Origin of the sequence: Fodinicurvata fenggangensis DSM 21160, from assembly GCF_000686045.1 — a bacterium.
Taxonomy (GTDB): domain Bacteria; phylum Pseudomonadota; class Alphaproteobacteria; order Kiloniellales; family DSM-21159; genus Fodinicurvata; species Fodinicurvata fenggangensis.
On record NZ_JMLV01000014.1, the window covers coordinates 15067 to 36698 of the forward strand.

The 21632-nt window shown below is 60.9% G+C and carries 20 protein-coding genes and 1 riboswitch; of the genes, 8 read left to right on the forward strand and 12 right to left on the reverse strand.

Translation table 11 applies throughout. From position 1 onward, the window contains the following. Nucleotides 1-41: 41 nt before the first annotated feature. Complete coding sequence (locus BP38_RS0115745) at nt 42-1022, forward strand: HpcH/HpaI aldolase/citrate lyase family protein (RefSeq protein ID WP_026988520.1); 981 nt, start codon at nt 42-44, stop codon at nt 1020-1022. A 110-nt stretch (nt 1023-1132) separates the two neighbouring features. Here the strand turns inward: BP38_RS0115745 and BP38_RS0115750 are convergent, their stop codons facing one another. Both BP38_RS0115750 and BP38_RS0115755 read right to left on the reverse strand, forming a co-directional pair. Next, nucleotides 1133-1840, reverse strand: coding sequence for a TenA family protein (locus tag BP38_RS0115750; RefSeq protein WP_026988521.1), 708 nt, complete (start codon nt 1838-1840; stop codon nt 1133-1135). After that, a complete protein-coding gene (locus tag BP38_RS0115755; protein ID WP_026988522.1) occupies nt 1837-2805 on the reverse strand; it encodes an ABC transporter substrate-binding protein in 969 nt (322 codons plus the stop codon). The genes BP38_RS0115750 and BP38_RS0115755 overlap by 4 nt, the downstream gene beginning before the upstream one ends. 86 nt (nt 2806-2891) lie before the next feature. Continuing rightward, nucleotides 2892-3009: riboswitch (TPP riboswitch) on the reverse strand. Nucleotides 3010-3345: 336 nt separating this feature from the next. On the opposite strand from BP38_RS0115755, the gene BP38_RS0115760 reads away from it, so the two are divergent. The 6 genes from BP38_RS0115760 to BP38_RS0115785 all read left to right on the forward strand — a co-directional run bounded on the left by BP38_RS0115760 (nt 3346) and on the right by BP38_RS0115785 (nt 9349). Beyond that, a complete protein-coding gene (locus BP38_RS0115760; protein ID WP_035725586.1) occupies nt 3346-3906 on the forward strand; it encodes a F0F1 ATP synthase subunit delta in 561 nt (186 codons plus the stop codon). Next, on the forward strand, nt 3906-5435 hold the full coding sequence (atpA, locus tag BP38_RS0115765; RefSeq protein WP_026988524.1) for a F0F1 ATP synthase subunit alpha: 1530 nt from the start codon (nt 3906-3908) through the stop codon (nt 5433-5435). The genes BP38_RS0115760 and atpA overlap by 1 nt, the downstream gene beginning before the upstream one ends. 36 nt (nt 5436-5471) lie before the next feature. Continuing rightward, entirely contained in the window at nt 5472-6377 is a 906-nt protein-coding gene (locus BP38_RS0115770) for a F0F1 ATP synthase subunit gamma (protein WP_026988525.1), read from the forward strand. 53 nt (nt 6378-6430) lie between these two features. After that, nucleotides 6431-7855, forward strand: coding sequence for a F0F1 ATP synthase subunit beta (atpD, locus tag BP38_RS0115775; protein ID WP_026988526.1), 1425 nt, complete (start codon nt 6431-6433; stop codon nt 7853-7855). 54 nt (nt 7856-7909) lie between these two features. Next, nucleotides 7910-8320, forward strand: a complete 411-nt coding sequence (locus BP38_RS0115780) for a F0F1 ATP synthase subunit epsilon (RefSeq protein WP_026988527.1) — start codon at nt 7910-7912, stop codon at nt 8318-8320. 195 nt (nt 8321-8515) lie between these two features. After that, complete coding sequence (locus BP38_RS0115785; RefSeq protein ID WP_026988528.1) at nt 8516-9349, forward strand: acyl-ACP desaturase; 834 nt, start codon at nt 8516-8518, stop codon at nt 9347-9349. Between the two features lie 46 nt (nt 9350-9395). Here the strand turns inward: BP38_RS0115785 and BP38_RS0115790 are convergent, their stop codons facing one another. The 6 genes from BP38_RS0115790 to BP38_RS0115815 all read right to left on the reverse strand — a co-directional run bounded on the left by BP38_RS0115790 (nt 9396) and on the right by BP38_RS0115815 (nt 18051). Continuing rightward, the gene (locus BP38_RS0115790) at nt 9396-9935 is read right to left on the reverse strand and encodes an RNA pyrophosphohydrolase (protein ID WP_211250363.1); all 540 of its coding nucleotides are present in this window, start codon (nt 9933-9935) and stop codon (nt 9396-9398) included. Nucleotides 9936-9978: 43 nt separating this feature from the next. Further along, nucleotides 9979-11517, reverse strand: coding sequence for a divergent polysaccharide deacetylase family protein (locus BP38_RS21935; RefSeq protein ID WP_155992476.1), 1539 nt, complete (start codon nt 11515-11517; stop codon nt 9979-9981). Between the two features lie 46 nt (nt 11518-11563). Beyond that, the gene (locus BP38_RS0115800; RefSeq protein ID WP_026988530.1) at nt 11564-12889 is read right to left on the reverse strand and encodes a S41 family peptidase; all 1326 of its coding nucleotides are present in this window, start codon (nt 12887-12889) and stop codon (nt 11564-11566) included. Continuing rightward, nucleotides 12889-14283: a murein hydrolase activator EnvC family protein gene (locus BP38_RS0115805; RefSeq protein WP_026988531.1), complete on the reverse strand. Its 1395-nt coding sequence runs from the start codon at nt 14281-14283 to the stop codon at nt 12889-12891. Before BP38_RS0115805 ends, BP38_RS0115800 begins: the two co-directional genes overlap by 1 nt. A gap of 68 nt (nt 14284-14351) precedes the next feature. Next, the gene (locus BP38_RS21940; RefSeq protein ID WP_051609451.1) at nt 14352-16565 is read right to left on the reverse strand and encodes a PAS domain S-box protein; all 2214 of its coding nucleotides are present in this window, start codon (nt 16563-16565) and stop codon (nt 14352-14354) included. A gap of 139 nt (nt 16566-16704) precedes the next feature. Then, entirely contained in the window at nt 16705-18051 is a 1347-nt protein-coding gene (locus BP38_RS0115815; RefSeq protein ID WP_026988532.1) for a globin-coupled sensor protein, read from the reverse strand. Nucleotides 18052-18320: 269 nt separating this feature from the next. Between BP38_RS0115815 and BP38_RS0115820 the strand changes: the two genes are divergently transcribed. Beyond that, on the forward strand, nt 18321-19067 hold the full coding sequence (locus tag BP38_RS0115820) for a Crp/Fnr family transcriptional regulator (protein ID WP_155992477.1): 747 nt from the start codon (nt 18321-18323) through the stop codon (nt 19065-19067). Nucleotides 19068-19082: 15 nt separating this feature from the next. Here the strand turns inward: BP38_RS0115820 and BP38_RS0115825 are convergent, their stop codons facing one another. From BP38_RS0115825 to BP38_RS0115840, 4 genes are all read right to left on the reverse strand, one after another. Continuing rightward, nucleotides 19083-19715, reverse strand: coding sequence for a 2,3-bisphosphoglycerate-dependent phosphoglycerate mutase (locus BP38_RS0115825; RefSeq protein WP_026988534.1), 633 nt, complete (start codon nt 19713-19715; stop codon nt 19083-19085). Nucleotides 19716-19831: 116 nt separating this feature from the next. Further along, nucleotides 19832-20308, reverse strand: coding sequence for a 23S rRNA (pseudouridine(1915)-N(3))-methyltransferase RlmH (rlmH, locus tag BP38_RS0115830; RefSeq protein WP_026988535.1), 477 nt, complete (start codon nt 20306-20308; stop codon nt 19832-19834). A gap of 154 nt (nt 20309-20462) precedes the next feature. Further along, complete coding sequence (rsfS, locus tag BP38_RS0115835; RefSeq protein WP_051609452.1) at nt 20463-20870, reverse strand: ribosome silencing factor; 408 nt, start codon at nt 20868-20870, stop codon at nt 20463-20465. A gap of 22 nt (nt 20871-20892) precedes the next feature. After that, nucleotides 20893-21618, reverse strand: coding sequence for a nicotinate-nucleotide adenylyltransferase (locus tag BP38_RS0115840; RefSeq protein ID WP_322098974.1), 726 nt, complete (start codon nt 21616-21618; stop codon nt 20893-20895). Nucleotides 21619-21632 lie beyond the last annotated feature (14 nt).

The window sequence follows — 21632 nt, forward strand, 5'->3', positions numbered from 1 at the left end:
AGTCACGGCAACCCCGATCAAGGAAGAGGAAGGACCCCGAGATGAGCTTTACACCGATCGAGCAGGCCCCCGCCCGCCTGAACCGCAGCGAACTGGCGGTTCCGGGCAGCAATTATCGTTTCCTGGAAAAGGCCGCGGATGCCCCGGCCGACGTGATCTTCCTGGATCTCGAGGATGCCGTGGCGCCCGACGACAAGGAGCAGGCGCGCAAGAACATCATCAAGGCGCTGCAGGAACTGGACTGGGGCAAGAAAACCCTTTCGGTCCGCCTCAACGGCCTGGATACGCACTACATGTACCGTGATGTGGTGGACATCATCGAACAGGCCGGCGAGCGCCTGGATCTGATGATGATCCCCAAGGTCGGCACGGCTGCGGACATCTATGCCGTCGACATGCTGGTGACCCAGTGCGAACAGGCGGTCGGACGCAAGAAGCAGATCGGCTTCGAGATGATCATCGAGACAGCCCAGGGCATGGCAAACGTCGATGCCATCGCCGGCGCCAGCAAGCGCAACGAATCACTGCACTTCGGCGTGGCGGACTATGCCGCCTCGACGCGCGCCATGACCACGAACATCGGTGGACCGAACCCGAACTACGGCGTGTTGACCGACGATGACGGCTCGGGCAACCGCGATTTCCACTGGGGTGACATGTGGCACTATGCCATTGCCCGCATGGTGGTGGCCGCACGTGCCAATGGCCTGCGGCCCGTGGACGGGCCCTTCGGCGACATCGAGGACAAGGAGGGCTACAAGGCCCAGGCCCTGCGCTCGGCCGTTCTGGGTTGCGAAGGCAAGTGGGCCATTCATCCCTCGCAGCTGGAGCTGGCCAACGAACTCTTCGCACCCAGCGAAAAGGACGTGGAGCGTGCCAACAAGATCCTGGCGGCCATGGAGCAGGCCCAGAAGGAAGGCCGCGGTGCGGTCACCCTGGACGGTCGCCTGATCGACATCGCCTCCATCAAACAGGCCGAGAACCTGGTCAACAAGGCCAAGCAGATATCCAACGCCGGCTGATACGCTTTCACGGCAAACGACAAAAGAACCCCCGCAAGGTTGCCTGCCTTGCGGGGGTTCTTGCATTCACAGCCTTGCCAGTTTCCCGGCTGCCAGGTCGCAGCCCGGAGTCATGTCCCGGTTTCGGGCGTGTAGGCATGGTCGAAGAAGCGTTCCTCCAGTTGCATCATGTGGCGGAAGGTGCGGCACATTTGCTGCTGGACATCGGGCGGAGACGCGGCGCCGACGCGTGACGTCTCGTCACGCAGCCAGGTGACAAATTGCTGGAACTCCGGGACGGCGTGCAGGTCGATCCACTCCGCCATCCAGAATTCCCGCGGCCGGCGTGCGCCGCAGGCCAGGCCCCAGGTGAGATAGCTCCACTCCGCCGCCAGCAGGGTTGCCAGGACCAGGGGATAGGAGCCGCTGCGGCCCGAATCCTGAAGAATGGAGAGCAGTTCCGCCGTCACAGGCGCAAGTTCGGGCTCTCGCCACTCCGTGTCAGGCACGCCCAGGGCCCGGAAGGACCGCAGGAAATAGTCGTTCTCCTCGCTGGTCACCGCAGCCAGGAAGCCGGCAAAGGGACGTTTCTCTGGCATCGCCGGCGCATAGGCCACGGCGTAGCCGAGCAGGCTGACGAAGCTGTCGACGAAGGCATAGTCCTGGACCAGGTAGCGGGCACAGGCCTGAGGGTCCAGGGTGCCCTCGGCCAGTTCTTCGGTGAAGCGGTGGGCCGTGGCTCGGGTCCAGAAGGGTTCGGCCGATTCGCGCAGCCAGTCGTGGAAGGCCGCATCCGGGTTCTTGCTCTGGAAGGCCGCGAAGCTGTCGGGTTGGCTCATGGCCGCTCTCCTTGTTTGCGGGACAGGTCGGTGACGTAGTCGCTCAGTGGCGGGGGATCGGTTATGATGCCGGCGTCCTCCAGGAAGGCGGCGAAGCGTCGGTAACGGCCCCAATCCACGGCCGCCGGGCGCAGGGCGAAGCGGGGCAGGGTGTCGCTCCAGGCCCGTCGGTTCAGTTCGTCGTCCAGGTCGTCCTTGTAGCCGGCAAAGAGCTTCCAGCTCTCCTGAGGATGGTTGACCAGGTACTGGACGCCCCGCTCCATGGCTTCGACGAAGGCTGGCAGGCGCGGGTCATCGAGCTTCTCGCTGTGGGCCAGGACGATCAGTTCGTCATAGGCGGGCACGCCTTCCTCCTCGACATAGAAGGCGCGTCCCTGCGCGCCCTCGATATCCAGCTGGTTCAGTTCGAAGTTCCTGTAGGCACCGATAACGGCGTCGACCTGCCCGCTCATCAGAGCGGGGCTGAGCGAGAAGTTCACATTGACCAGTTCAACATCATCCAGAGTCAGGTCGTGTCGTTCGAGCATGGCGCCCAGGACCGCTTCCTCGACGCCGCCCACGGAGTAGCCGATCTTGCGCCCCTTAAGGTCCGAGATCTGCTTTATCGGGCCCTCTTCCAGGGCAAGCAGGGTGTTGAGCGGCGTGGCCACCAGTGTGGCGATGCGCGCAAGGGGCAGGCCCTGTGTCGCCTGGATGTGCAGGGTGGGTTGGTAGGATACGGCCAGGTCGGCCCGGCCCGCGGCCACCAGCTTGGGGGGATCGTTGGGATCGGCCGGCTCGGTGAAGCGGACCTCGATCCCGGCATCTTCAAAGAATCCCTTCTCCTGCGCCACGATCAGCGGGGCATGGTCGGGATTGACGAACCAGTCCAGCAGGACCTCGAGCGGTTCATCGCTTTGGGCGTGGACGGATGGGCTTGTGAAAAGCAGGAAAAGGCCCGCAAGAAGGCCTGATAGTCGGCGCAAAGTAGTTCTCCCTCATATGCGCCGGCGCTTGGATGGACGGGTGAGGGAGCGGCGAATCCGCCCGCTGCGGATGCAGCGGTCCAGTGCGGACTGTCCCTTCCGTTCCCTAACGCCGGCATGATCCGGATCAGGTTCTAAGGGTTTCCGCTTTGAAACCGCGGCTCTCAGCCCTCATGTCGCATGAGGACACCCCTAGGAAGTCATGGGCAGTCTGTGCCCGCCTTCGCTTTCCGTCAAGCAAAGCCCTGCGAAACGGTTGGCCTGGCCGGGACGCCTGCGTTTCAATTGAAGGCGTGGCGGGGCTGTGCCGCGGCTTCGACAAATGCCGCCGTCGCGGCTTGCACTGCCCCTGCCCCTGTGATACCAACCGCTCGCACGAACGGGGGCATACCCGTTTCAAGCGTTTCATTTTTTGGTCTCAAGGCAGAGGCGCCGCCGTATCGAAGCGGTGTTCTGCAACGGGGTTTTAGCGAAAGCGAGCGGTTCGACGTGCCCAGAGGCATGTTGCGGACTGTTTTCTTTCCGGGGAGCGACTGGGGTTTGGCAGGAAATACGACCTCCAAAGACGGTCTGGCGGGGCGCTATGCCCTTGCTTTGTTCGATTTGGCGGACGAGGCGAAGTCCCTCGACGCCGTGGCCGAGAATCTGCGTGAGCTCAAGAAGCTGATTGAGGAGAGCAGTGATCTGCAGACCCTCATTCGCAGCCCGCTTTATGGGCGCGATCAGCAAGCCAAAGCGATGCAGGCTGTGCTCGAGAAGGCCGGCGCCGACGATCTGACCCGGCGTTTCGTTCTGGTGATTGCACAGAATCGCCGCTTGTTCGCGCTTCCCGAAATCATAGAGGCCTATCTTGCCGAGCTGGCGCACCGCCGCGGCGAGATCAGTGCCGATGTCACCGCTGCCACGTCCCTGACGAAAACGCAGGAAAAAGCGTTACTCGACACCATCGCCAAGTCGGTGGGGGGCAAGGTGCAGCTCAATGTCAAAGTCGATCCGGACCTGCTTGGTGGTCTGATCGTCATGGTTGGCAGCCGCATGGTCGATACGTCGATCAAGAGTAAGCTGCAGAGACTTCAGTTCGCGATGAAAGGGGTTGGGTGATGGACATCCGCGCCGCGGAAATATCGGCGATCCTCAAGGAACAGATCGAGAATTTCGGTGCCGATGCCGATGTGGCCGAAGTTGGCCAGGTTCTCTCGGTCGGGGACGGCGTGGCCCGTGTTTACGGGCTGGATAATGTTCAGGCCGGTGAGTTGGTCGAGTTCCCGGGTGGCGTTCAGGGCATGGCCCTGAACCTGGAGAACGACAACGTCGGTGTCGTCCTGTTCGGTGAGGACCGGGGCATCAAGGAAGGCGATACCGTGAAGCGCACGGGTCGCATCGTTGACGTGCCGATCGGCAAGGAGTTGCTGGGCCGCGTCGTGGACGCCCTGGGCAACCCGATCGATGGCAAGGGCCCGATCAAGACCGAGCAGCGCTCGCAGGTCGAGGTCAAGGCGCCGGGCATCATTCCGCGCAAGTCGGTGCACGAGCCGGTCCAGACCGGTCTCAAGTCCATCGACACGCTGATCCCCATTGGCCGTGGCCAGCGTGAGTTGATCATCGGTGACCGCCAGACCGGCAAGACCGCCATTGCCGTCGATGCCTTCATCAACCAGAAGCATACGAACGCAGATGCCGAGGAATCGAAGAAGCTCTACTGCATCTATGTCGCGGTCGGCCAGAAGCGTTCCTCCGTCGCCAAGCTGGTGAAGACCCTGGAAGAGCAGGGTGCGATGGAATACTCCATCGTGGTGGCCGCCACGGCTTCTGATGCAGCGCCGCTGCAGTTCCTGGCGCCCTACACGGGCTGTGCCATGGGCGAGTACTTCCGTGACAACGGCATGCATGCCGTCATCTGCTACGACGATCTGTCCAAGCAGGCCGTCGCCTATCGCCAGATGTCGCTGCTGCTGCGCCGTCCGCCGGGCCGCGAGGCCTTCCCGGGCGATGTCTTCTATCTGCACTCCCGTCTGCTGGAGCGCGCGGCGAAGATGAACGACGAGCATGGCGCGGGCTCCTTGACCGCCCTGCCGATCATCGAGACGCAGGCCGGTGACGTGGGTGCCTATATTCCGACCAACGTCATTTCCATTACGGACGGCCAGATCTTCCTGGAGACCAGTCTGTTCTACAAGGGTGTCCGCCCCGCCGTGAACGTCGGCCTGTCGGTCTCTCGTGTGGGGTCGGCCGCGCAGACCAAGGCCATGAAGAAGGTGGCCGGCACCATCAAGCTGGAACTGGCGCAGTTCCGCGAGATGGAGGCCTTCGCACAGTTCGCCTCGGACCTGGATGCTTCCACACAGAAGCTTCTCAGTCGCGGCGCGCGTCTGACGGAGTTGCTGAAGCAGCCCCAGTACAGGCCGCTGCCGTTCGAAGAACAGACTTGTGTGGTCTATGCTGGTGTCCGCGGTTTCCTGGATGGCGTTGCCGTCAACAAGGTCCAGGACTTCGAGGCCAAGTACCTTGATGAGCTTCGGGACAAGGGCAAGGATATCCTGGAGACGATCCGCAAGGAGAAGGACCTGTCGAGCGAGACGGACGACAAGCTGAAGTCCTTCCTGGAAGACTTCGTCAAGACCTACGTCTGATCGGTCCCCGCATTACGGAAAGTCGGTTGAAGCGATATGGCTAGCCTCAAGGAGCTGCGCTCCCGGATCAGCAGCGTCAAGTCGACGCAGAAGATAACCTCGGCCATGAAGATGGTTGCGGCGGCGAAGTTGCGTCGTGCCCAGGAGCAGGTCGAGGCCTCGCGCCCCTATGCGGATCGTATGGCCCGCATGCTCGGGTCGCTGGCAGGGTCCGTGCAGGGCAGCAACGGTCCGAAGCTGCTGACCGGAACGGGCAAGGATGATGTCCACCTGCTGATCGTGGCCACGGCCGACCGTGGTCTTTGCGGCGGCTTCAACAGCTCGATCGTGCGGGATGCCCGCAAGCATATCGAGCAGCTCAAGTCCGAGGGCAAGACGGTCAAGATCATCTGTGTAGGACGCAAGGGCCGTGACCAGTTGAGGCGGCAGCATGGGAACGACATCCTGGAGACCGTCGAGGGTGTCACCAAACCGCGGCCGACCTTCGACAAGGCTCATGCCATCGCCCAGGACGTCCTGAACCGCTTCGATCAGGGTGAATTCGATGTCTGCACGCTTTTCTATGCCCGCTTCAAGTCGGCGATCAGTCAGATCGTGACCCGCCAGCAGCTCGTGCCCTTCGATGAAGAGCATAGTGCAAACCTGGAAGCGGCCGAGGAAGAGGCGCAGGCTGAAAAGCAGGCCGGGTTCGTGTACGATTACGAGCCGGACGAGGAAGAGATCCTGAAGGAACTGCTGCCGCGGAACCTGGCGGTACAGATCTACAAGGCGATCCTCGAGAACAACGCCAGTGAGAACGGGGCGCGGATGACCGCAATGGACAATGCGACCCGGAATGCCGAGGAAATGATCAAGGACCTGACCCTGGTCTACAACCGGACGCGTCAGGCCGAGATTACCAAGGAACTGATTGAAATCATCTCCGCCAAGGAGGCGATGTAGCGCTGTCTAGGCCGCGCTGGATCGCAGTAGAGGCACGATAAGGAGCAGACACGATGGCCAAGAACCTCGTCGGAAAGATCACCCAGGTCCTGGGACCGGTGGTAGACGTGCAGTTCGACGGTGACCTGCCGGACATTCTCAATGCGCTGGAAACCGACAACCACGGCAACCGCCTGGTCCTGGAGGTTGCTCAGCATCTGGGTGAGCATGGTGTGCGCACGATTGCCATGGACGCCACCGAGGGCCTGGTTCGCGGCCAGGAAGTGACGGATACGGGCTCGCCAATCGAGGTCCCGGTTGGTCCCGAGACCCTGGGGCGCATCATGAACGTCATCGGTGAGCCGATTGACGAGCGTGGCGAGGTCAAGACCAAGAACAAGGCACCGATTCACCGTTCGGCACCGACCTATGCGGACCAGAACACGGAATCGGAAATCCTGATCACGGGCATCAAGGTCATCGACCTGCTTGCGCCCTATGCCAAGGGCGGCAAGATCGGCCTGTTCGGGGGTGCCGGTGTCGGTAAGACCGTTCTGATCATGGAGTTGATCAACAACATCGCCAAGACGCACGGCGGTTACTCCGTCTTTGCCGGCGTCGGCGAGCGCACACGCGAGGGCAACGACCTCTATCACGAAATGATGGACTCCGGCGTCATCAAGACCGACGGCAGTGATTCCAAGGCAGCGCTCGTCTATGGCCAGATGAACGAGCCGCCTGGTGCGCGTGCGCGTGTCGCCCTGACCGGCCTGACCGTGGCCGAGTACTTCCGCGACGATGAAGGCCAGGACGTTCTGTTCTTCGTGGACAACATCTTCCGTTTCACGCAGGCGGGCGCCGAGGTCTCGGCGCTGCTGGGCCGTATTCCTTCTGCAGTGGGCTATCAGCCGACGCTGGCCACCGACATGGGCGGTCTGCAGGAGCGAATCACCACGACCAACAAGGGCTCGATCACGTCGGTCCAGGCCATTTACGTTCCGGCCGACGACTTGACCGACCCGGCGCCGGCAACCTCGTTCGCGCACCTTGATGCCACCACGGTGTTGAGCCGCCAGATCGCGGAGCTGGGCATCTATCCGGCTGTTGACCCGCTGGACTCCACCAGTCGTATCCTGGAGCCGGATGTGGTCGGCAAGGAACACTATGACGTGGCCCGTAAGGTCCAGGAGACGCTGCAGCAGTACAAGCAGCTGCAGGACATCATTGCCATCCTGGGCATGGACGAGCTGTCCGAGGAGGACAAGCTGACGGTCTCGCGGGCCCGCAAGATCCAGCGCTTCCTGTCCCAGCCCTTCGATGTGGCCGAGGTCTTCACCGGCTCGCCGGGCGTGCAGGTTCCGTTGGAGGAAACCGTCAAGGGCTTCAAGGGTCTGGTGGAAGGCGAGTACGACCATCTTCCGGAAGGCGCCTTCTACATGGTCGGCACGATCGACAAGGCCGTCGAGAAGGCCAGGAAGATGGCCGAAGAGGCTGCCTGATTGCAGCCCTGAGGCAGGCCGAGGCCCGACAGACAGGATAGAGACGAAAAGGTCATGGAAAAAACGCAGTTCGAACTGGTTTCACCGGAACAACTTCTCCATTCGGGAGAGGTTGCCATGGTGGTGGTGCCCGGCGCGGAAGGCGACTTCGGCGTCCTGCCACGCCATGCTCCGATGATTTCCACCGTTCGGCCGGGTGTCATTTCCGTTTATGAGGAAAACCGCAGTATGGTCAGCCGCCGCATCTTTGTCGGTGGGGGCTTTGCCGAGGTGACCCAGGAACGCTGCACGGTCCTGGCCGACAGTGTCGAGGCCTTTGACGAGATCGATCGTGGCGCAACCGAGCGGGCACTGAAGGATGCGCGCGAGGACCTGGAAGACGCCAAGAACGAGATAGAAAAGACCGAAGCTGCCAAGCAGGTGAATGTCCTGGAAGAAAAACTGAGGGCCCTGGAGACATTCTGATCCAGCGGGCCCGCACCGCACAGGCCGCCGCTTGAGCAGGGATGCCAGCGGCGGCTTTTTTGTTCGCGCCCCTGTCTGCAAGGACGGTCAGCGCAGAATGCCGAGTCAAAGCGTACTCTTGCGAGCAATCCTGCTTTTCCCTACATATGCAGGAACCTGCAAAGGGGTGCATGGATTTCAGGAAGGGCGGATAACATGTCGGCTGGGCACTGGACTCTCGATGACATAGACTGGAACAGCTTCGACCGTTCCAAAACCGATCCCGAGATGATCAAGTTGATCAAGGCCGCCAGCCTTGTGGAATACAACGGCGATGACTATGCCGACTATCTCTGCAACGTTTTCGGGGACGACCCCGAGTTCCAGGAGGCCGCCCGGCAGTGGGCGGCGGAAGAGGTCCAACACGGCGAAGCCCTTGGCCGCTGGGCCCAGATGGTCGATCCCGAGTTCGACTTCGACAGCGCCGTAAAACGCTTCCGCGACGGCTTCAGCGTCGATGTGGAAGCCACCTCCTCCGTGCGCGGTTCACGTTGTGGCGAGCTTGTGGCCCGCTGTATCGTCGAGGTGGGGACCTCATCCTATTACGGGTCCCTGGCGGACAGCACCGAAGAGCCCGTGCTGAAGGATATCTGCCAGCGCATCGCGGCCGACGAATTGCGCCATTACAAGCTGTTCTACACACATCTGCGCCGCTATCTGGACCATGAGCGCATCGGTAAGCTGCGGCGCCTGATGATCGCCCTGGGTCGGGTGCGCGAGACCGAGGATGACGAGTTGGCCTATGCCTATTACGCGGCCAATACGCCCGCGAACGAGGATTACGACCGCAAGCGCTGGAGCAAGGCCTACATGAACCGGGCCCTTGCCATCTACAAGCCGGTCCGTGTCGAGCGGGCAGCCGCCATGACCTGCAAGGCGGCCGGCCTGAATCCGCGCGGGCGCACGGCACAACTGCTCGCGAAAGCGGCCTATCATCTCATGAAGTCGAAGCAGCGCAGAGCTGAGGCAGCAACGGCTGCCGCTGCCTGAATTTTGGGCTGATTTTCCGGGCCTGATTTTCCGGGCGGCCTGCCGTTCAGGTCCCGCGCGTACGGATACGCTCTGCCAGGTGGCCAAATTCGTCCACCACCCGTTCGTAGAGTTTCCGTTTGAATGGCACGATCAACTGGGGTGTCTCGGGCAGGGGGCGCCAATTCCAGGTCGAGAATTCGGCGTGAGGACCGCCGATATCAATTTCATTCTCATCGCCCAGAAACTTCAGCGCATACCATTTCTGCTGCTGGCCCCGGAAGCGACCGCGCCAGATCTTCGGCACCAGGTCATGGGGCAGGTCGTAGCTGAGCCAGTCCCGGCTTTCGGCCAGCAGTTCCGCATTGCGGACACCGGTTTCCTCCTCGAGTTCGCGAAAAAGCGCCGCACGTGGATCCTCGTCGGGATCAATCCCGCCCTGGGGCATCTGCCAGGCATCGCTGGCCATGTCGATGCGCTGGGCTGTGAAGACTCGCCCATCACGGTTGAACAGAACGATTCCCACGCCGGGGCGATAGGGAAGCTTTTCGATCTCCTGTGGTGTCAGGGTCAGGTCGCTGTTGGGGTCGTAGGGAGAGTTGGACATTCGCTCAGGATGCTTTTCTTGTAACAGGACATTGCATTTACCGCTACTGGCGGACAAGTGCACTGAGCGGGGCCAGTTGCACGCCCCGCTCGGGCAATTGCTCGGTCCAGCTCTGGAGGCGTTCCAGGCTGACCGGATAGGGGCGTGCCACGGCCACGGCCTGGCCTTCAGACAGGGCTGTCCGCTCGGTGGCCGTCAAACCGGCATCGATCACGGCCCGGCTGGCGGCCTGCTGATCCAGGATGCGGTCACTGAAAAGCAGGGGCAGCCCGGCAAGGCTTGCGGCTTCGCGCATGGCCTGCTGGCCTTCCATCGGGTTGCCCAGGAAGACCAGGCCATCCTGGGCCAGGCGTTCGAACAGTGGATCAATGGCACCACGTGCTGCCGTGAAGCCACCGCCTTCCGTACCGGCCACACCCAGATAGGCACTGCCGCGTGACAGGACCCACTGCAGGCGCTCGGCATTTTCCTGCGGACCCAACTCGGTCAGGATCGCCTGCGGACCAGGGTCGTCCTCAGGAAAGGTCTCAGGTTCCATGGGCAGGTCCAGCAAGACTTCGTGTCCCTGCGAGCGCGCCAGGGCAATCCATTCGTCGATTCGGCGCGCATAGGGACTGAAGGACAGAGTGATCTCAGCGGGGAGCTGGCGAATGGCCGCTTCCGTTGCGCCTTCCGACAAACCCAGGCCGGTGATGACAATGGCGATCATCGGTTTGTCGGCAGCAGGCTCGAAGGGCTGCGCATAGCGCTGCCAGGCTGGCGTGCCGCTGCGAGGTGTCGTGGCTTCCTGTTCGCTATCCGCCGGCTCCGCCGGGCTGTCTGGCTGAGGTGGTTCACTCACCTCTTCTGGCGCGACCTCTGTGTCCCTCTCGTCTGCGTCTTCGTCATCTTCGCTGTCCGCGCTGTCGTCGCGGGCCGGAATTGGCGGCGGTGGCAGGCCGGGCGAGGACTGGGGCGGAGCAAAAGCCGGCTGTTGACGGTCTGCCGCGTCGCCTGTCGTTGTGTCCTCGTTGTCCGGATCCTCTTTGCTGCCTTCCAGGATGGTTTCTGATTCCTCTGCCAGGTCGGCTTCCGGGGCCTCCTCAGGGGGAGATTTTTCGGAGGCTGTATCCGGGCTGCCTTCCGTTTCCGATATCTCTTTCTGGACCTCGGCTTCTACTGCTTCGGGTATGTCGGAGGTATCAGGGATGGCTGGGACTTCCGGTGGTGATGTCGTGTCCTGCAGAGGTTGCGAGTCTTCCTCGCCAGCGTCGATCAGTGGGGCGTCCTGTACCCTGGGGGCGGCTTCGTTCTCACCCCGCAACTCCGGAGGACGGGTCAGGTCCCCCTCGGCAGTGGCCTGCTGCGATGTGCGTTCCTGCTCGGGATCGGAATCAGCCGCTTCGGGCCCGGGGGTGGGGTCGTCCTCGGGCCCTTCGGGCAGGACCTCCTGATAGGCAAACTGCTCCTGGGAATAGGATGCCGGTTCGGGTGGCCGGGTGAACAGCCAGACTGCCAGGACAGTCAGTCCGGCAAGCAGGATGCCCCAGCCCAGCAGCAGCGCGATCAGCCCTGTTCTTCGCCCTTTGCGCTCAGCGGCCACGTTCTTCCCCAACCCCCCTGATCTATCCTGGCGCTTCTGTGCGAGCTCAGTTCATTTCCAACTGACTGAGAAGCGACAGGCCGCGCAGAAGATCGAGGGCCCGTGCCAGCTGGTAGTCCTGCTCGGGATCCCCTTGATCCTCGGGCGAGACCATCGGTTCCTCTTCATCCTCGCTGTTGCCCTGCTCCTGAGAGTCAGGCGTTTCGATTTCCGTGGGAACCCCGTTATCGAAATCATTCTCCAAATGGCGGGGCAGGTCCTCTTCACGGCGAATGCGGCCGTTGTCCAGTTTCTCCAAGCGTGCCTGCTCTACCAGGATATCCGGCTCGATGCCCTTGGCCTGGATCGAGCGGCCGCTGGGCGTGTAATAACGCGCCGTGGTCAGGCGCATGGCACCGTTCCCGGAAAGCGGAATGACCGTCTGGACGGATCCCTTTCCGAAGGAGGGGGTGCCCAGGACGATGGCGCGACGATGATCCTGCAGCGCGCCGGCCACGATCTCCGATGCCGATGCCGAGCCGCCGTTGATCAGGACAACAATGGGCAGGCCTTCTGCCATGTCCCCGCCTTCCGCATTCCAGCGCTGGGCTTCGTCCTCGGTCCGGCCCCGCGTGGAGACGATCTCGCCGCGGTCCAGGAAGGCGTCACTGACGCTGATGGCCTGATCCAGGAGGCCGCCGGGATTGTTGCGCATGTCCAGGACAATTCCTTTCATGTCATCGCCCAGCTCATCACGAATCTCCCCGAATGCTTCCTCGAGTCCGCTCATGGTCTGCTCCGTGAAGGAGGTCAGGCGGATGTAGCCGATGTCCTCCTCGACTCGGCTGCGCACGGACTGGACCTGGATGATGTCGCGCGTGATCTCCAGGTCAAAGGGCTCTTCGTTGCCGCGCCGGATGGTGACCTCGATGTTCGTGTCTACGGGCCCGCGCATAAGCTTGACAGCTTCGTTCAGGTTCATGCCCATGATGGGTTCGCCGTCAATGTGCGTGATCAGGTCTCCCGCCTGGACGCCGGCACGGAAGGCCGGTGTGTCGTCGATGGGCGAAACCACCTTGACCACCCCGTCCTCCATCGTGACCTCGATGCCCAGGCCGCCGAACTCCCCGCGAGTCTGTTCGCGCATGTCCTTGAAGCTTTCGCTGTCAAGATAGCCCGAATGCGGGTCCAGGTCGGCGAGCATGCCTTCGATCGCGGCTTCGATCAGTTCGCGATCGCTGACTTCTTCCACGAAATCGGCGCGCACGCGCTCGAAGACTTCACCGAAAAGCTTCAGTTGCTTGTAGGTATCGTCATTTTCCTCGTCTTGGGAAAAGGCTGGCGCGCTGATCAGAAAAACAGCGGCCAGTGTCACGGATAGGAGAAATCGCATCAGCCTTGCGCCTCATTTCTGCTTGTTTCGAGCCACGGCAGGGGGTCGATGGGTTGGCCGGCCCGCCTCAACTCTATGTAAAGTTCCGGGTCTTCGTCACCCGATTCCTTCATGGAACCGACAGGTTCGCCTGCCATGACCCACTGGCCAGCTTCCGCCGAAAGGCGGTCGAAGCCAGCCAGGAGGGAATGATATCGTTCGTCATGCTCAATGATCAAGATAAGCCCGTAACGACGGAAGGGGCCGGCATAGGCCACCTTTCCGTCAAAGGGCGCCACGACCTGTGCAGCCTTGCGTGTACGCAGGATTACACCTTCGGAATCCTCCCCTTCCAGATGGGGATGCTGGTCGCCAAAACCGGCGGTTACGCTGCCTCGGGCCGGCATCACCAGGCCACCCGGCTGGTCCGGGAAATTGCGCAGGTTTGAGGGCGGCTGGCTGGGCAGAGCGGCCTGCTGTCGCTCACGTGCTTCGTCGGCTTCCCGTTCCGCGGCTTCGGCTTCCTGCCGTGCGCGTTCCTGGTCGGCGCGGCGTTCCTCTTCCGCACGCTGGGCCTCTTCACGCAGCCGCTGGGCACGGGCGGCGGCCTCCGCCGCTGCACGGGCCTCGGCTTCCCGGCGTTTCCGCTCACGCTCGGCCTCGGCCTCCAGGCTTGCAATCAGATCGCGCAGGTCGTCGGCCTGGTCGGCGAGGGTGTTCAGGCGTTCTTCGGTGCGCGCTCGTTCAGCGCGTGCTTCTTCCTCAAGGGCGCGCTTGCGTTCGGCCAGGCGTTCAAGTTGCTGCTGCTCGTCCTCCAGTTGGCGGCGCCGCTCTGTCAGCTTGTCGCGCTGGCTGAGAATCTCGGTTTCCAGCGCCTGTTGTTCCTCAAGTTCCCTGCGTATCGTCGCCGCCTGTCGTTCCATCTGTGGTATGGCATCGCTCAGCAGCATGGCGCTGCGCAGGCTGTCCAGCGGTTGTCCGGGGGCGCCGAGCACGGCGTCCGGAGGAAAGACGGCAATGCGTTGCAGGGCCGCCAGGGTATCGGCAAGCTGGCCCTTGCGCCGTGTCAGGGACACATCCAGGCGCAGGGCCCGTACATGATGAACCGCCAGCAGCAGTTCCAGCTGGGTGATCTCTGACTCCAGTTCCTGGACCGAGGCGGCCACTTCAACACTCTCGCCACGGACTTCCTGGATTTCCGTTCGCAGGCTTTCCGCCTGTTCCTCGAGTTTGCGGGCCCGCTCGCGGTCACGCTCCAGGGCCCGTTCCACCTCTTCCAGCTGTTCCCCGGCTTCTTCGGTATCGGCTTCCTCACCCTCCTGCGCCGCGGCGAGTCCCGCGAACGACAGCCATAGCCCGACCGCAAACGGCAGTAGAGCGGTCAGTTGGACAAGGTGGGCGGAACGCGACGGCATCCCCCGGATACTAGAGCAGGAACAGCTACAGTGAAACGGGCAAGATGACAGGGTAACCTTGGAGTGGCTCAGGCTTTCTGGACGCTAGCCTTGCAGGTTTCTGGAGTCTCGATGCTTCTATCTGCAGGAAAGATAACGCGAGCCGAGGTACCTGAACCAACCTCGCTTTCCAAAATCAGTTCCGCATCATGCAGTTCGGCAAATCGCTTGCAGAGTGAGAGCCCGAGACCAACCCCCTCATGCTGGGCATAGGGATCGCTGGCAACCTGCTCGAAGGGTCTGAGGATGCGATCGAGATTCTCTTCCGCAATTCCCAGGCCATTGTCCCAGACCTCAACAACCGCTCGCCCCGTGGTATCCCTTCTCAGGTCGACCCCGACCTTCTTTCCTGCCTGCGTAAACTTCACGGCATTGACCAGAAGGTTAAGAAAGATCTGTCGACAAAGTCGAGAATCAGCATAGATCCATGGAAAGTCAGGCGCGCGATCAACGGAGAGGGTGATGTGCTTCTCTTCTGCTCGACCCTGCATCATCTTGAGGCAATTCTGGGCGATTTCCGCGAGGCAGATGCAGTCCTCGTTCAATTGCATGTTGCCGCTTTCGATCCGACTGGAATCCAGTACATCATTCACGAGATCGAGAAGGTGCTTGCCACTTCGCAGGATATCTTCGGCATAGCTGCGATAGCGCTGCACGTCACCGTCGAACAGGTCCTGGGAAATGAACTCCGAGAAGCCGATGATGGCATTGAGCGGGGTTCGCAGTTCGTGGCTCATGTTTGCCAGGAAGCGCGTCTTGCTCTGATTGGCTTCCAGGGCTGTGTTGCGCGCATCCACCAGTTCCTGATGGATGCGCGCTTGCTGGGTGATGTCCTGGATCGTTCCGACCCATTTGGCTGCACTGCCGTCTTCGTGCTGTTCCGGCCGCGCTTCAAGCCGGATATGCGGAGGGAAGGAGTTTGCACTGCATTGATCCTTCGGAGAAGGTGTCAATCGGAGAGTCACGCTGATCGGCGAGAGGGTCGTCGAAGCGGAAGCGAAGGCATCCTGCACCTTGTGCCTATCATCTGGGTGCACGCATTCCAGAAAATCGGCGGGAGTGGCCGTTGTCGTGGAAAGCTGTGGCCCCAGGATGCGGCTTGCTTCATCTGACCAGTGGAGCTGGTTGTCGGAGAGGTTCCATTCCCAATCTCCAAGCCTGGCTATATGCTGGGCCTGTGTCAGCTTCTCCTGGCGCTTCTTGAGTTCCTCCAGGGCCTGTAGCAGGGCGCTGATATCGTTGCATCCGAAGAGGACCGTGCGTTTTCCCTGGTAGGTCAGCCGAACTGTGGAGACGATCGAGTGGGCGTTCGGTGCCCCTCTTCGACGTATCGGGATTTCCATGTCCTTGAAGGTTGCCTGGCTCCAGAGCGGCTCCAGGGCCAGTGAGCTCTCGGAGAGGCCCTCAAAGAATGCCGAGGCATGCAGGCCCTTGATCTCTTCGGCCGGCATGCGTGTCATCTCGACGAAAGCGTCGTTCGCGAGAAGCACCCGGCCATCGTCCTCACCGCAGATGGCAATACCGAACGGCATGCGCTCGATGATCTCCTCCAACTCGCTTTCGCGTTCAAGCAGTGCGTATTCGGTGTTCCGCAAACGGGTAAGATCACGCACAACGGCGGTCATCAGGGTCTGATCGCCGTTAGTGGACTTGGCTATGGAAACATCGGCCGGGAATAGACTGTTATCCTTGCGCCGACCAAAGACCTCAGGTCGGCGCCCCATGGACTTCGAATGATCGGGCCGGGACATAAATTCACTGATACGGGCTTCATGGGCGGCTTGCACCTCATGGGGGATGAGGGTTTGCAGAGGTTTGCCGATGATTTCCTCTGAGGTGTATCCGAACAACCGCTGGGCCTGTTCGTTGAAAAGCAGGATGTTTCGTGACTGATCGATGGTCAGGATGGCATCGCCAGCGGCATGCAGGATATCCTTGAACAGACGGTGGCTCGTCTCGGCCCTATCCGCCCTGGCCCGACAAACAAGGGCGGGATAGAGGCGGGAAAGGACCATTTCGGTCAATTCCTTGTTCTTCGGGCGCCTGCAGGCCAGGAATTGGACCTGCAGAACCGCATTCTCTCCAAGCGGCGTCTTGTCATCGAACCTGAGTGACAAGGGGTGTATGGACGAAATGTCGTCTTTGCGTGCGCGCTTGCTTGTGTAGCTCGTGCGTTCGCCATCGACTCCGTTTAGTGAGAGTTCGGCCTGTGCATGGTCCGACTTCAGGAGCAAACTTCCCATACGCAGGCTGAGTTTGAGTGCTTCCTGACAGTTGGGGGCAGTGACGATCTGTGTGGAAAGAAAAGACGCAAGCCTTCGGCTTTGTATCCGGATCGAATGATTCATGGGGTTCTCTAAGCTATCTACTGCCAACAGGCGCTCAAGCTACGTCCTGGCGAATACTCTCCAGAAAGGTATCGAAATGCTGTCGCAGATCTCTGCTGCAAGAGGAAAGGCTGCTTGCGACTTCCTCAAGGCTGACTGAGGTATCCTCCGTCTCAGCCGTCGAACTGGCGACCCTGGTGATGTTTTCAGTGACCTCGCGGGACCCTTCGGCCGTCTGGTGAACACTGTGGGTGACTTCCTGGGTAGATTGCTTCTGTTCATGAACGGCTCTGGCAATCTCCGCTGCTGCACTATCCATCTGTTCGATGGTTTCCTTTATCTGATCGATCGAATGGACCGAGCGGGTCATGGCTGATTGTATGTCAGCCACCTGGGACTCGATGTCCTGGGTGGCGCTAGCGGTCTGTTCTGCAAGTTTCTTGACTTCGCTGGCGACCACGGCAAAGCCCTTGCCAGCCTCTCCGGCCCGTGCGGCTTCTATAGTTGCATTCAGGGCCAGGAGGTTGGTCTGGCCGGCGATGTCGTTGATCATGGTCACGACTTCGTCGATCCGCTCAGCAGCACTCGCGAGCGCCTTCATCTCGCTGTCGGTCTTCTGTATTCCAGAAAGGGCATGGCCCGAGACTTCTCTGGCGGTTTCGGATTGACGACCGACTTCGGCGATGCTTTCGAGGGTTTCATCACTCGCCGCGGCAATGGACTGGACGCTTGTCGAGGATTCTTCGGCGGCCGAGGCAACGGAGGACGCGGCTTCGCGCGCGACCTGGGCCTGTTTGGCCAAGGCTGTTGTCTGGGTGCTCATTTCTCCGGTGTTGCTGTCAAGCTTGCCGAGGGCCTGGCTGACTTGAGAGTCAAGTTCTGCAATGGCCTCTTCGAGTGTTTTCTGGCGTGCCATACGGTCTTCAATCAGGGCATCCTGATAGGTGGATACCGCGATTTCCATGTCGATCATCACCGCCGAGATGACGGCATTGACGTCCAGATATTTGGGTGTTCCGAAGAAGCCTTGTCTTGTGAGGAGACTTTTGACCAATCGGCGCAGAATGAAGCTGTAACCCCCAATATACCAGCGTGGCTCGAGTCCAATGCGATTGTGGGTATAGCCAATGATCCGCACGCTCTCCATGTAGTCTTCACTGAATCCAGAAGTGAACAAACGCTTCCAGTGCTGGCTTTGCGCTCTTTTCAGGCGTTCCTGCTGGTCACCAAGAAGTGAGCGGAGATGGTATTGCTCCATCAGGTGTGCATAGAATTCGTCCAGGATGGCCGGCAGAACCTGTTCGATGTGTGGCCAGAGGTTTCTCAGGCGCTCGCAGAGCGCTTGATCGATTTCCATGAATTCAAGCCGTTCATGGCAGGCTGTCTCATTCTGGGAGGGCATCGAGATATCTCCTGTTCTAGCCATTAGGGCGTTATGGAGTCTCTGCGCAGTAATTATTATTACAGACTATTTTTACTGTAACTATAATTAATATAAATGAATATAAATTTATAAAATATTAAATTATGCAAGTAGTTTAAATCATTTATTTATAATACTAGTTTATAACATATGTATAGTCTAATAAGAGTTCTTGGGTATTTTGCACTTTAAGATTAAAGGATAAATTTCGTATAACTGTAAAGTTTATCCTTGGTTGGAGAGTATGATTGTCAGAGCCATCACCCAGTGGCTCGGAGAAAATTGCCCATGAAGAAGAGACTCCCTGCCGGTCCTGCAAGGTCGGCCGGCTGGGCTTCTGCCGTTTCTTCAAGGACGTGCTTCCGGACGCACCAGCGCCATTCTACATGGGGCGGCAAAGTTTTCTTCGACGTCGAACCCTTTACACACAGTCGAGTTCTATCAAGCATATCCATGTTGTTCGCGAGGGCTGGGCCTTTCGCTACATGCTCAGCCAGGATGGACGGCGACAGATTCTTTCCTACCAGCTTCCGGGTGAGATCATTTCGCCCTCATTCCTTTTTTCCTCGCAGCCACAGTTTGCCGGCCAGAGCCTGACGAAATTGGAGACCTGCGTCTTTGACGTCGAACTCATTCGTCGGGAATGCCAACAGGATCCAAGCTTCCTCGATCACGTGATTGCGACCTGCCTCTCGGAAAAGGAAGACTACGAGATGCGGCTCTTCGAGTTGGGGCGGTGCCGGGCAGAGGAGCGTCTTGCGCGCCTTATCCTTTATCTTGAGAGCAAGCAGGAAAGCATGGACCTGAAGGCCAATGATCGAATCCAGTTCCCCCTGACCCAGCAGGACATAGCGGACACGCTGGGCCTGACCCAGGTGCATGTCAGTCGCGTCTTGAGAGAGTTCCGGGAAAGGGAATTGATCCTTAGCCGGCAAGGTTTTCTGGAAATCAAAGACGCCAATGCCTTAAGGGAACTGGCGACCGGGAGCCTCTAGGCCCCACTCCCCATCTCACTTTCCGTCCAGGAAGCGGTAGGTCTTCGGACTGCCGTTGTCGGTTTCGAAGACCATGGGCACGCCGGTGGGGATCTCCACACCCGAGATTTCCTCGGGGCTGTGACAATCCAGAGCCACCAGCAGCGCGCGGACGGTGTTGCCGTGCGCGCCCACCAGGATGTTCTTGCCGGCCTTCAGCTCGGGCAGGATTTCGCGTTCGAAATAGGGCGCGACGCGCTCGACCACATCCTTCAGGCTTTCGCCGCCCGGCGGGCGCACGTCATAACTGCGGCGCCAGATGTGAACCTGTTCATCGCCGAATTTCTCGGCCGTCTCAGCCTTGTTGAGCCCGGCCAGGTCGCCATAGTCACGTTCGCGCAGGTCGTCATGCTTGGTGATCTGCCATTCGCCGTTCTCGCGCAGGTGTTCGTTGTTGCCGCTGGCTTCGAGCGCGATCTCGGCCGTATCGTAGGCCCGTTTCAGGGTGGAGGCGAAAACCCGATCAAAGCGGATGTCCTTCAGCAGGCGGCCGCCCTTCTCGGCTTCCGCCCGTCCCTTGTCGCTGAGTTCGACATCAACGAACCCGGTGAAGCGGTTCTGCGCGTTCCAGTCGCTCTGTCCGTGGCGCAGCAGTACCAGACATCCCATGACTTGCTTTCTCCGTATTGCCGTTCCGATTGCCGGTCCCGGACGGGATCGGCCCTGAGAGGTCCCCTTCATAGCTTTCCTGCCCGGCAAAGGGAAGGGGCCGGCGGATCTTGTCTTCAGTCTGCCCTGTGATAGGGGTGGCCGCTCAGGATGGCGTTGGCGCGGAAGACCTGCTCGGCCAGCAGCCCGCGGACCAGCAGGTGCGGCCAGGTCATGCGCCCGAAGCTGAGAACCCTGTCCGCGCGTTGGCGCAGTTCGGGCGACAGGCCATCGGCCCCGCCAATCAGAAACACGGTCTCGCGGAGACCTTCCTCGCGCCACTGCCCCAGAAGACCGGCCAACTGGGCGCTGTCCAGGTTGTCGCCGCGTTCGTCCAGGGCGATGCAGCGCGCGCCCTCGGGCAGTGCGCGGTCCAGCAGCTCGCCCTCGCGCGCCTTCAGGCGCGCGGGCTCGAGATTACGTTTCTCCTCCACTTCCTGCAGCTTGAGTGGCCCCAGCAGGGTGCCTTTCTTCAGGCGGGCCGCGTAATCCTCGTAGAGGGCGCGTTGAGGCCCGGAACGAAAGCGGCCAACGGCAAGAATTGTGATCTGCATGTCAGGAAGCTTTGTCGTAAAGGGCGGTCGTGGCCCTTGAAGGGCTCATATCTTCCAGGAGGGCAGCAGGTCACGAGACCCGCGCCCGCAAGCCTTGGCCGGACATTCGCCTGTGTGACCGGGGCCTGTGTGACCGGCTTGGTGTTAGCCGGCCTCAGGCGTCGGCTTCGTGCGTCTCATCGGACAGCGATCCACCCCACATCTTCTCGAGATTGTAGAATTCGCGAATCTCGGGACGGAAAAGGTGAATCACGATGTCTCCGGCATCGATCAGCACCCAGTCGCAGTGGGACAGGCCTTCGACGGCCAGGTCCTTCAGACCGGTCGCTTTCAGTCGTTCGCGCAGGTGCTCGGCAATGGCGCCGACCTGACGGGCCGAACGGCCGCTGGCGATCACCATGTAGTCGGCGAACGAGCTTTTTCCGGAAAGATCGATGATCACGGGCTCCACGGCCTGATCCTCATCCAGGGAGGCCTGGACCAGTTGAATCAGGCTGTCGGAATCGGTGCCGGGCACGGCCTTCAGGTTGCCGGGCATCTCTTCGACGCTGTTTTGCGTCATGGCTTTGTCGAGTATGACAGTCTTACTCCTTGTCTGGGCGAGGGCTCGCATGGGCGAACGCTTCGCCGTGGTTGGTTGTTCTCGTGCCGTCAACCAGATGGCCGCGGCCTTCTCTCAGTGCCGTAGCCGAAAGGGGATTGAGCCGTATGTGCAGAAACGTCCATGCCGGCGCAGATCGCCCTGGAAGCGTGGCGGCCCGTCTTTCCGCAACTCGGGCACTCGCGAACCGCTGCGCTGCCTTGGCATACAACACAGATAAAGAATAGGATGGACGATCAAGGACCGCAACGGGGAGCGTGTTAAAGATTTCTGTCCAGCGCCCCCAGCGATGGACCTGGGCCAGGTTGTCCGCCCCCATCAGCCAGACGAAATCGATCCCGGGAAAGCAGCAGCGCAGCGCCTTCAGGGTGTCCGCCGTCACGCGTGTGCCCAACGCGGTTTCCAGGGTCGTGACCCGCAGACGCGGGTGCTGCGCGATTTGTCGCGCCGAGGCCAGGCGCGCCTCCAGACCGGCCATCCCGGCTGCTTCCTTGAGGGGGTTCTGCGGGCTGACCAGCAGCCAGACCTCGTCCAGCTTCAGGCGCTTGCACGCTTCCAGCGCAATATGCCGGTGTCCCTGGTGGGCCGGATTGAAGGATCCGCCCAACAGGCCGATCCGGCGGCCAGGCTTTGGCAGGGGGCCGCCCAGGGCCTGTCCGAGCATGGCCGGCGTGGGGCAGCGGACAGGTTTCGGACGGGTTCGCGACATGGATCGGGACGGCA

Excerpts from the sequence above, each read along its gene's own strand:
- rlmH (WP_026988535.1), bottom strand. The coding sequence starts at position 20,308 with ATGCAGATCACAATTCTTGCCGTTGGCCGCTTTCGTTCCGGGCCTCAA.
- BP38_RS0115790 (WP_211250363.1), bottom strand. The coding sequence starts at position 9,935 with ATGTCCAACTCTCCCTACGACCCCAACAGCGACCTGACCCTGACACCA.
- rsfS (WP_051609452.1), bottom strand. The coding sequence starts at position 20,870 with ATGACGCAAAACAGCGTCGAAGAGATGCCCGGCAACCTGAAGGCCGTG.
- BP38_RS0115750 (WP_026988521.1), bottom strand. The coding sequence starts at position 1,840 with ATGAGCCAACCCGACAGCTTCGCGGCCTTCCAGAGCAAGAACCCGGAT.
- BP38_RS0115800 (WP_026988530.1), bottom strand. The coding sequence starts at position 12,889 with ATGCGATTTCTCCTATCCGTGACACTGGCCGCTGTTTTTCTGATCAGC.
- BP38_RS0115825 (WP_026988534.1), bottom strand. The coding sequence starts at position 19,715 with ATGGGATGTCTGGTACTGCTGCGCCACGGACAGAGCGACTGGAACGCG.
- BP38_RS0115770 (WP_026988525.1), top strand. The coding sequence starts at position 5,472 with ATGGCTAGCCTCAAGGAGCTGCGCTCCCGGATCAGCAGCGTCAAGTCG.
- BP38_RS0115805 (WP_026988531.1), bottom strand. The coding sequence starts at position 14,283 with ATGCCGTCGCGTTCCGCCCACCTTGTCCAACTGACCGCTCTACTGCCG.
- atpD (WP_026988526.1), top strand. The coding sequence starts at position 6,431 with ATGGCCAAGAACCTCGTCGGAAAGATCACCCAGGTCCTGGGACCGGTG.
- BP38_RS0115745 (WP_026988520.1), top strand. The coding sequence starts at position 42 with ATGAGCTTTACACCGATCGAGCAGGCCCCCGCCCGCCTGAACCGCAGC.
- BP38_RS0115785 (WP_026988528.1), top strand. The coding sequence starts at position 8,516 with ATGTCGGCTGGGCACTGGACTCTCGATGACATAGACTGGAACAGCTTC.
- BP38_RS0115840 (WP_322098974.1), bottom strand. The coding sequence starts at position 21,618 with ATGTCGCGAACCCGTCCGAAACCTGTCCGCTGCCCCACGCCGGCCATG.
- atpA (WP_026988524.1), top strand. The coding sequence starts at position 3,906 with ATGGACATCCGCGCCGCGGAAATATCGGCGATCCTCAAGGAACAGATC.
- BP38_RS21940 (WP_051609451.1), bottom strand. The coding sequence starts at position 16,565 with ATGGGAAGTTTGCTCCTGAAGTCGGACCATGCACAGGCCGAACTCTCA.
- BP38_RS0115815 (WP_026988532.1), bottom strand. The coding sequence starts at position 18,051 with ATGCCCTCCCAGAATGAGACAGCCTGCCATGAACGGCTTGAATTCATG.
- BP38_RS0115780 (WP_026988527.1), top strand. The coding sequence starts at position 7,910 with ATGGAAAAAACGCAGTTCGAACTGGTTTCACCGGAACAACTTCTCCAT.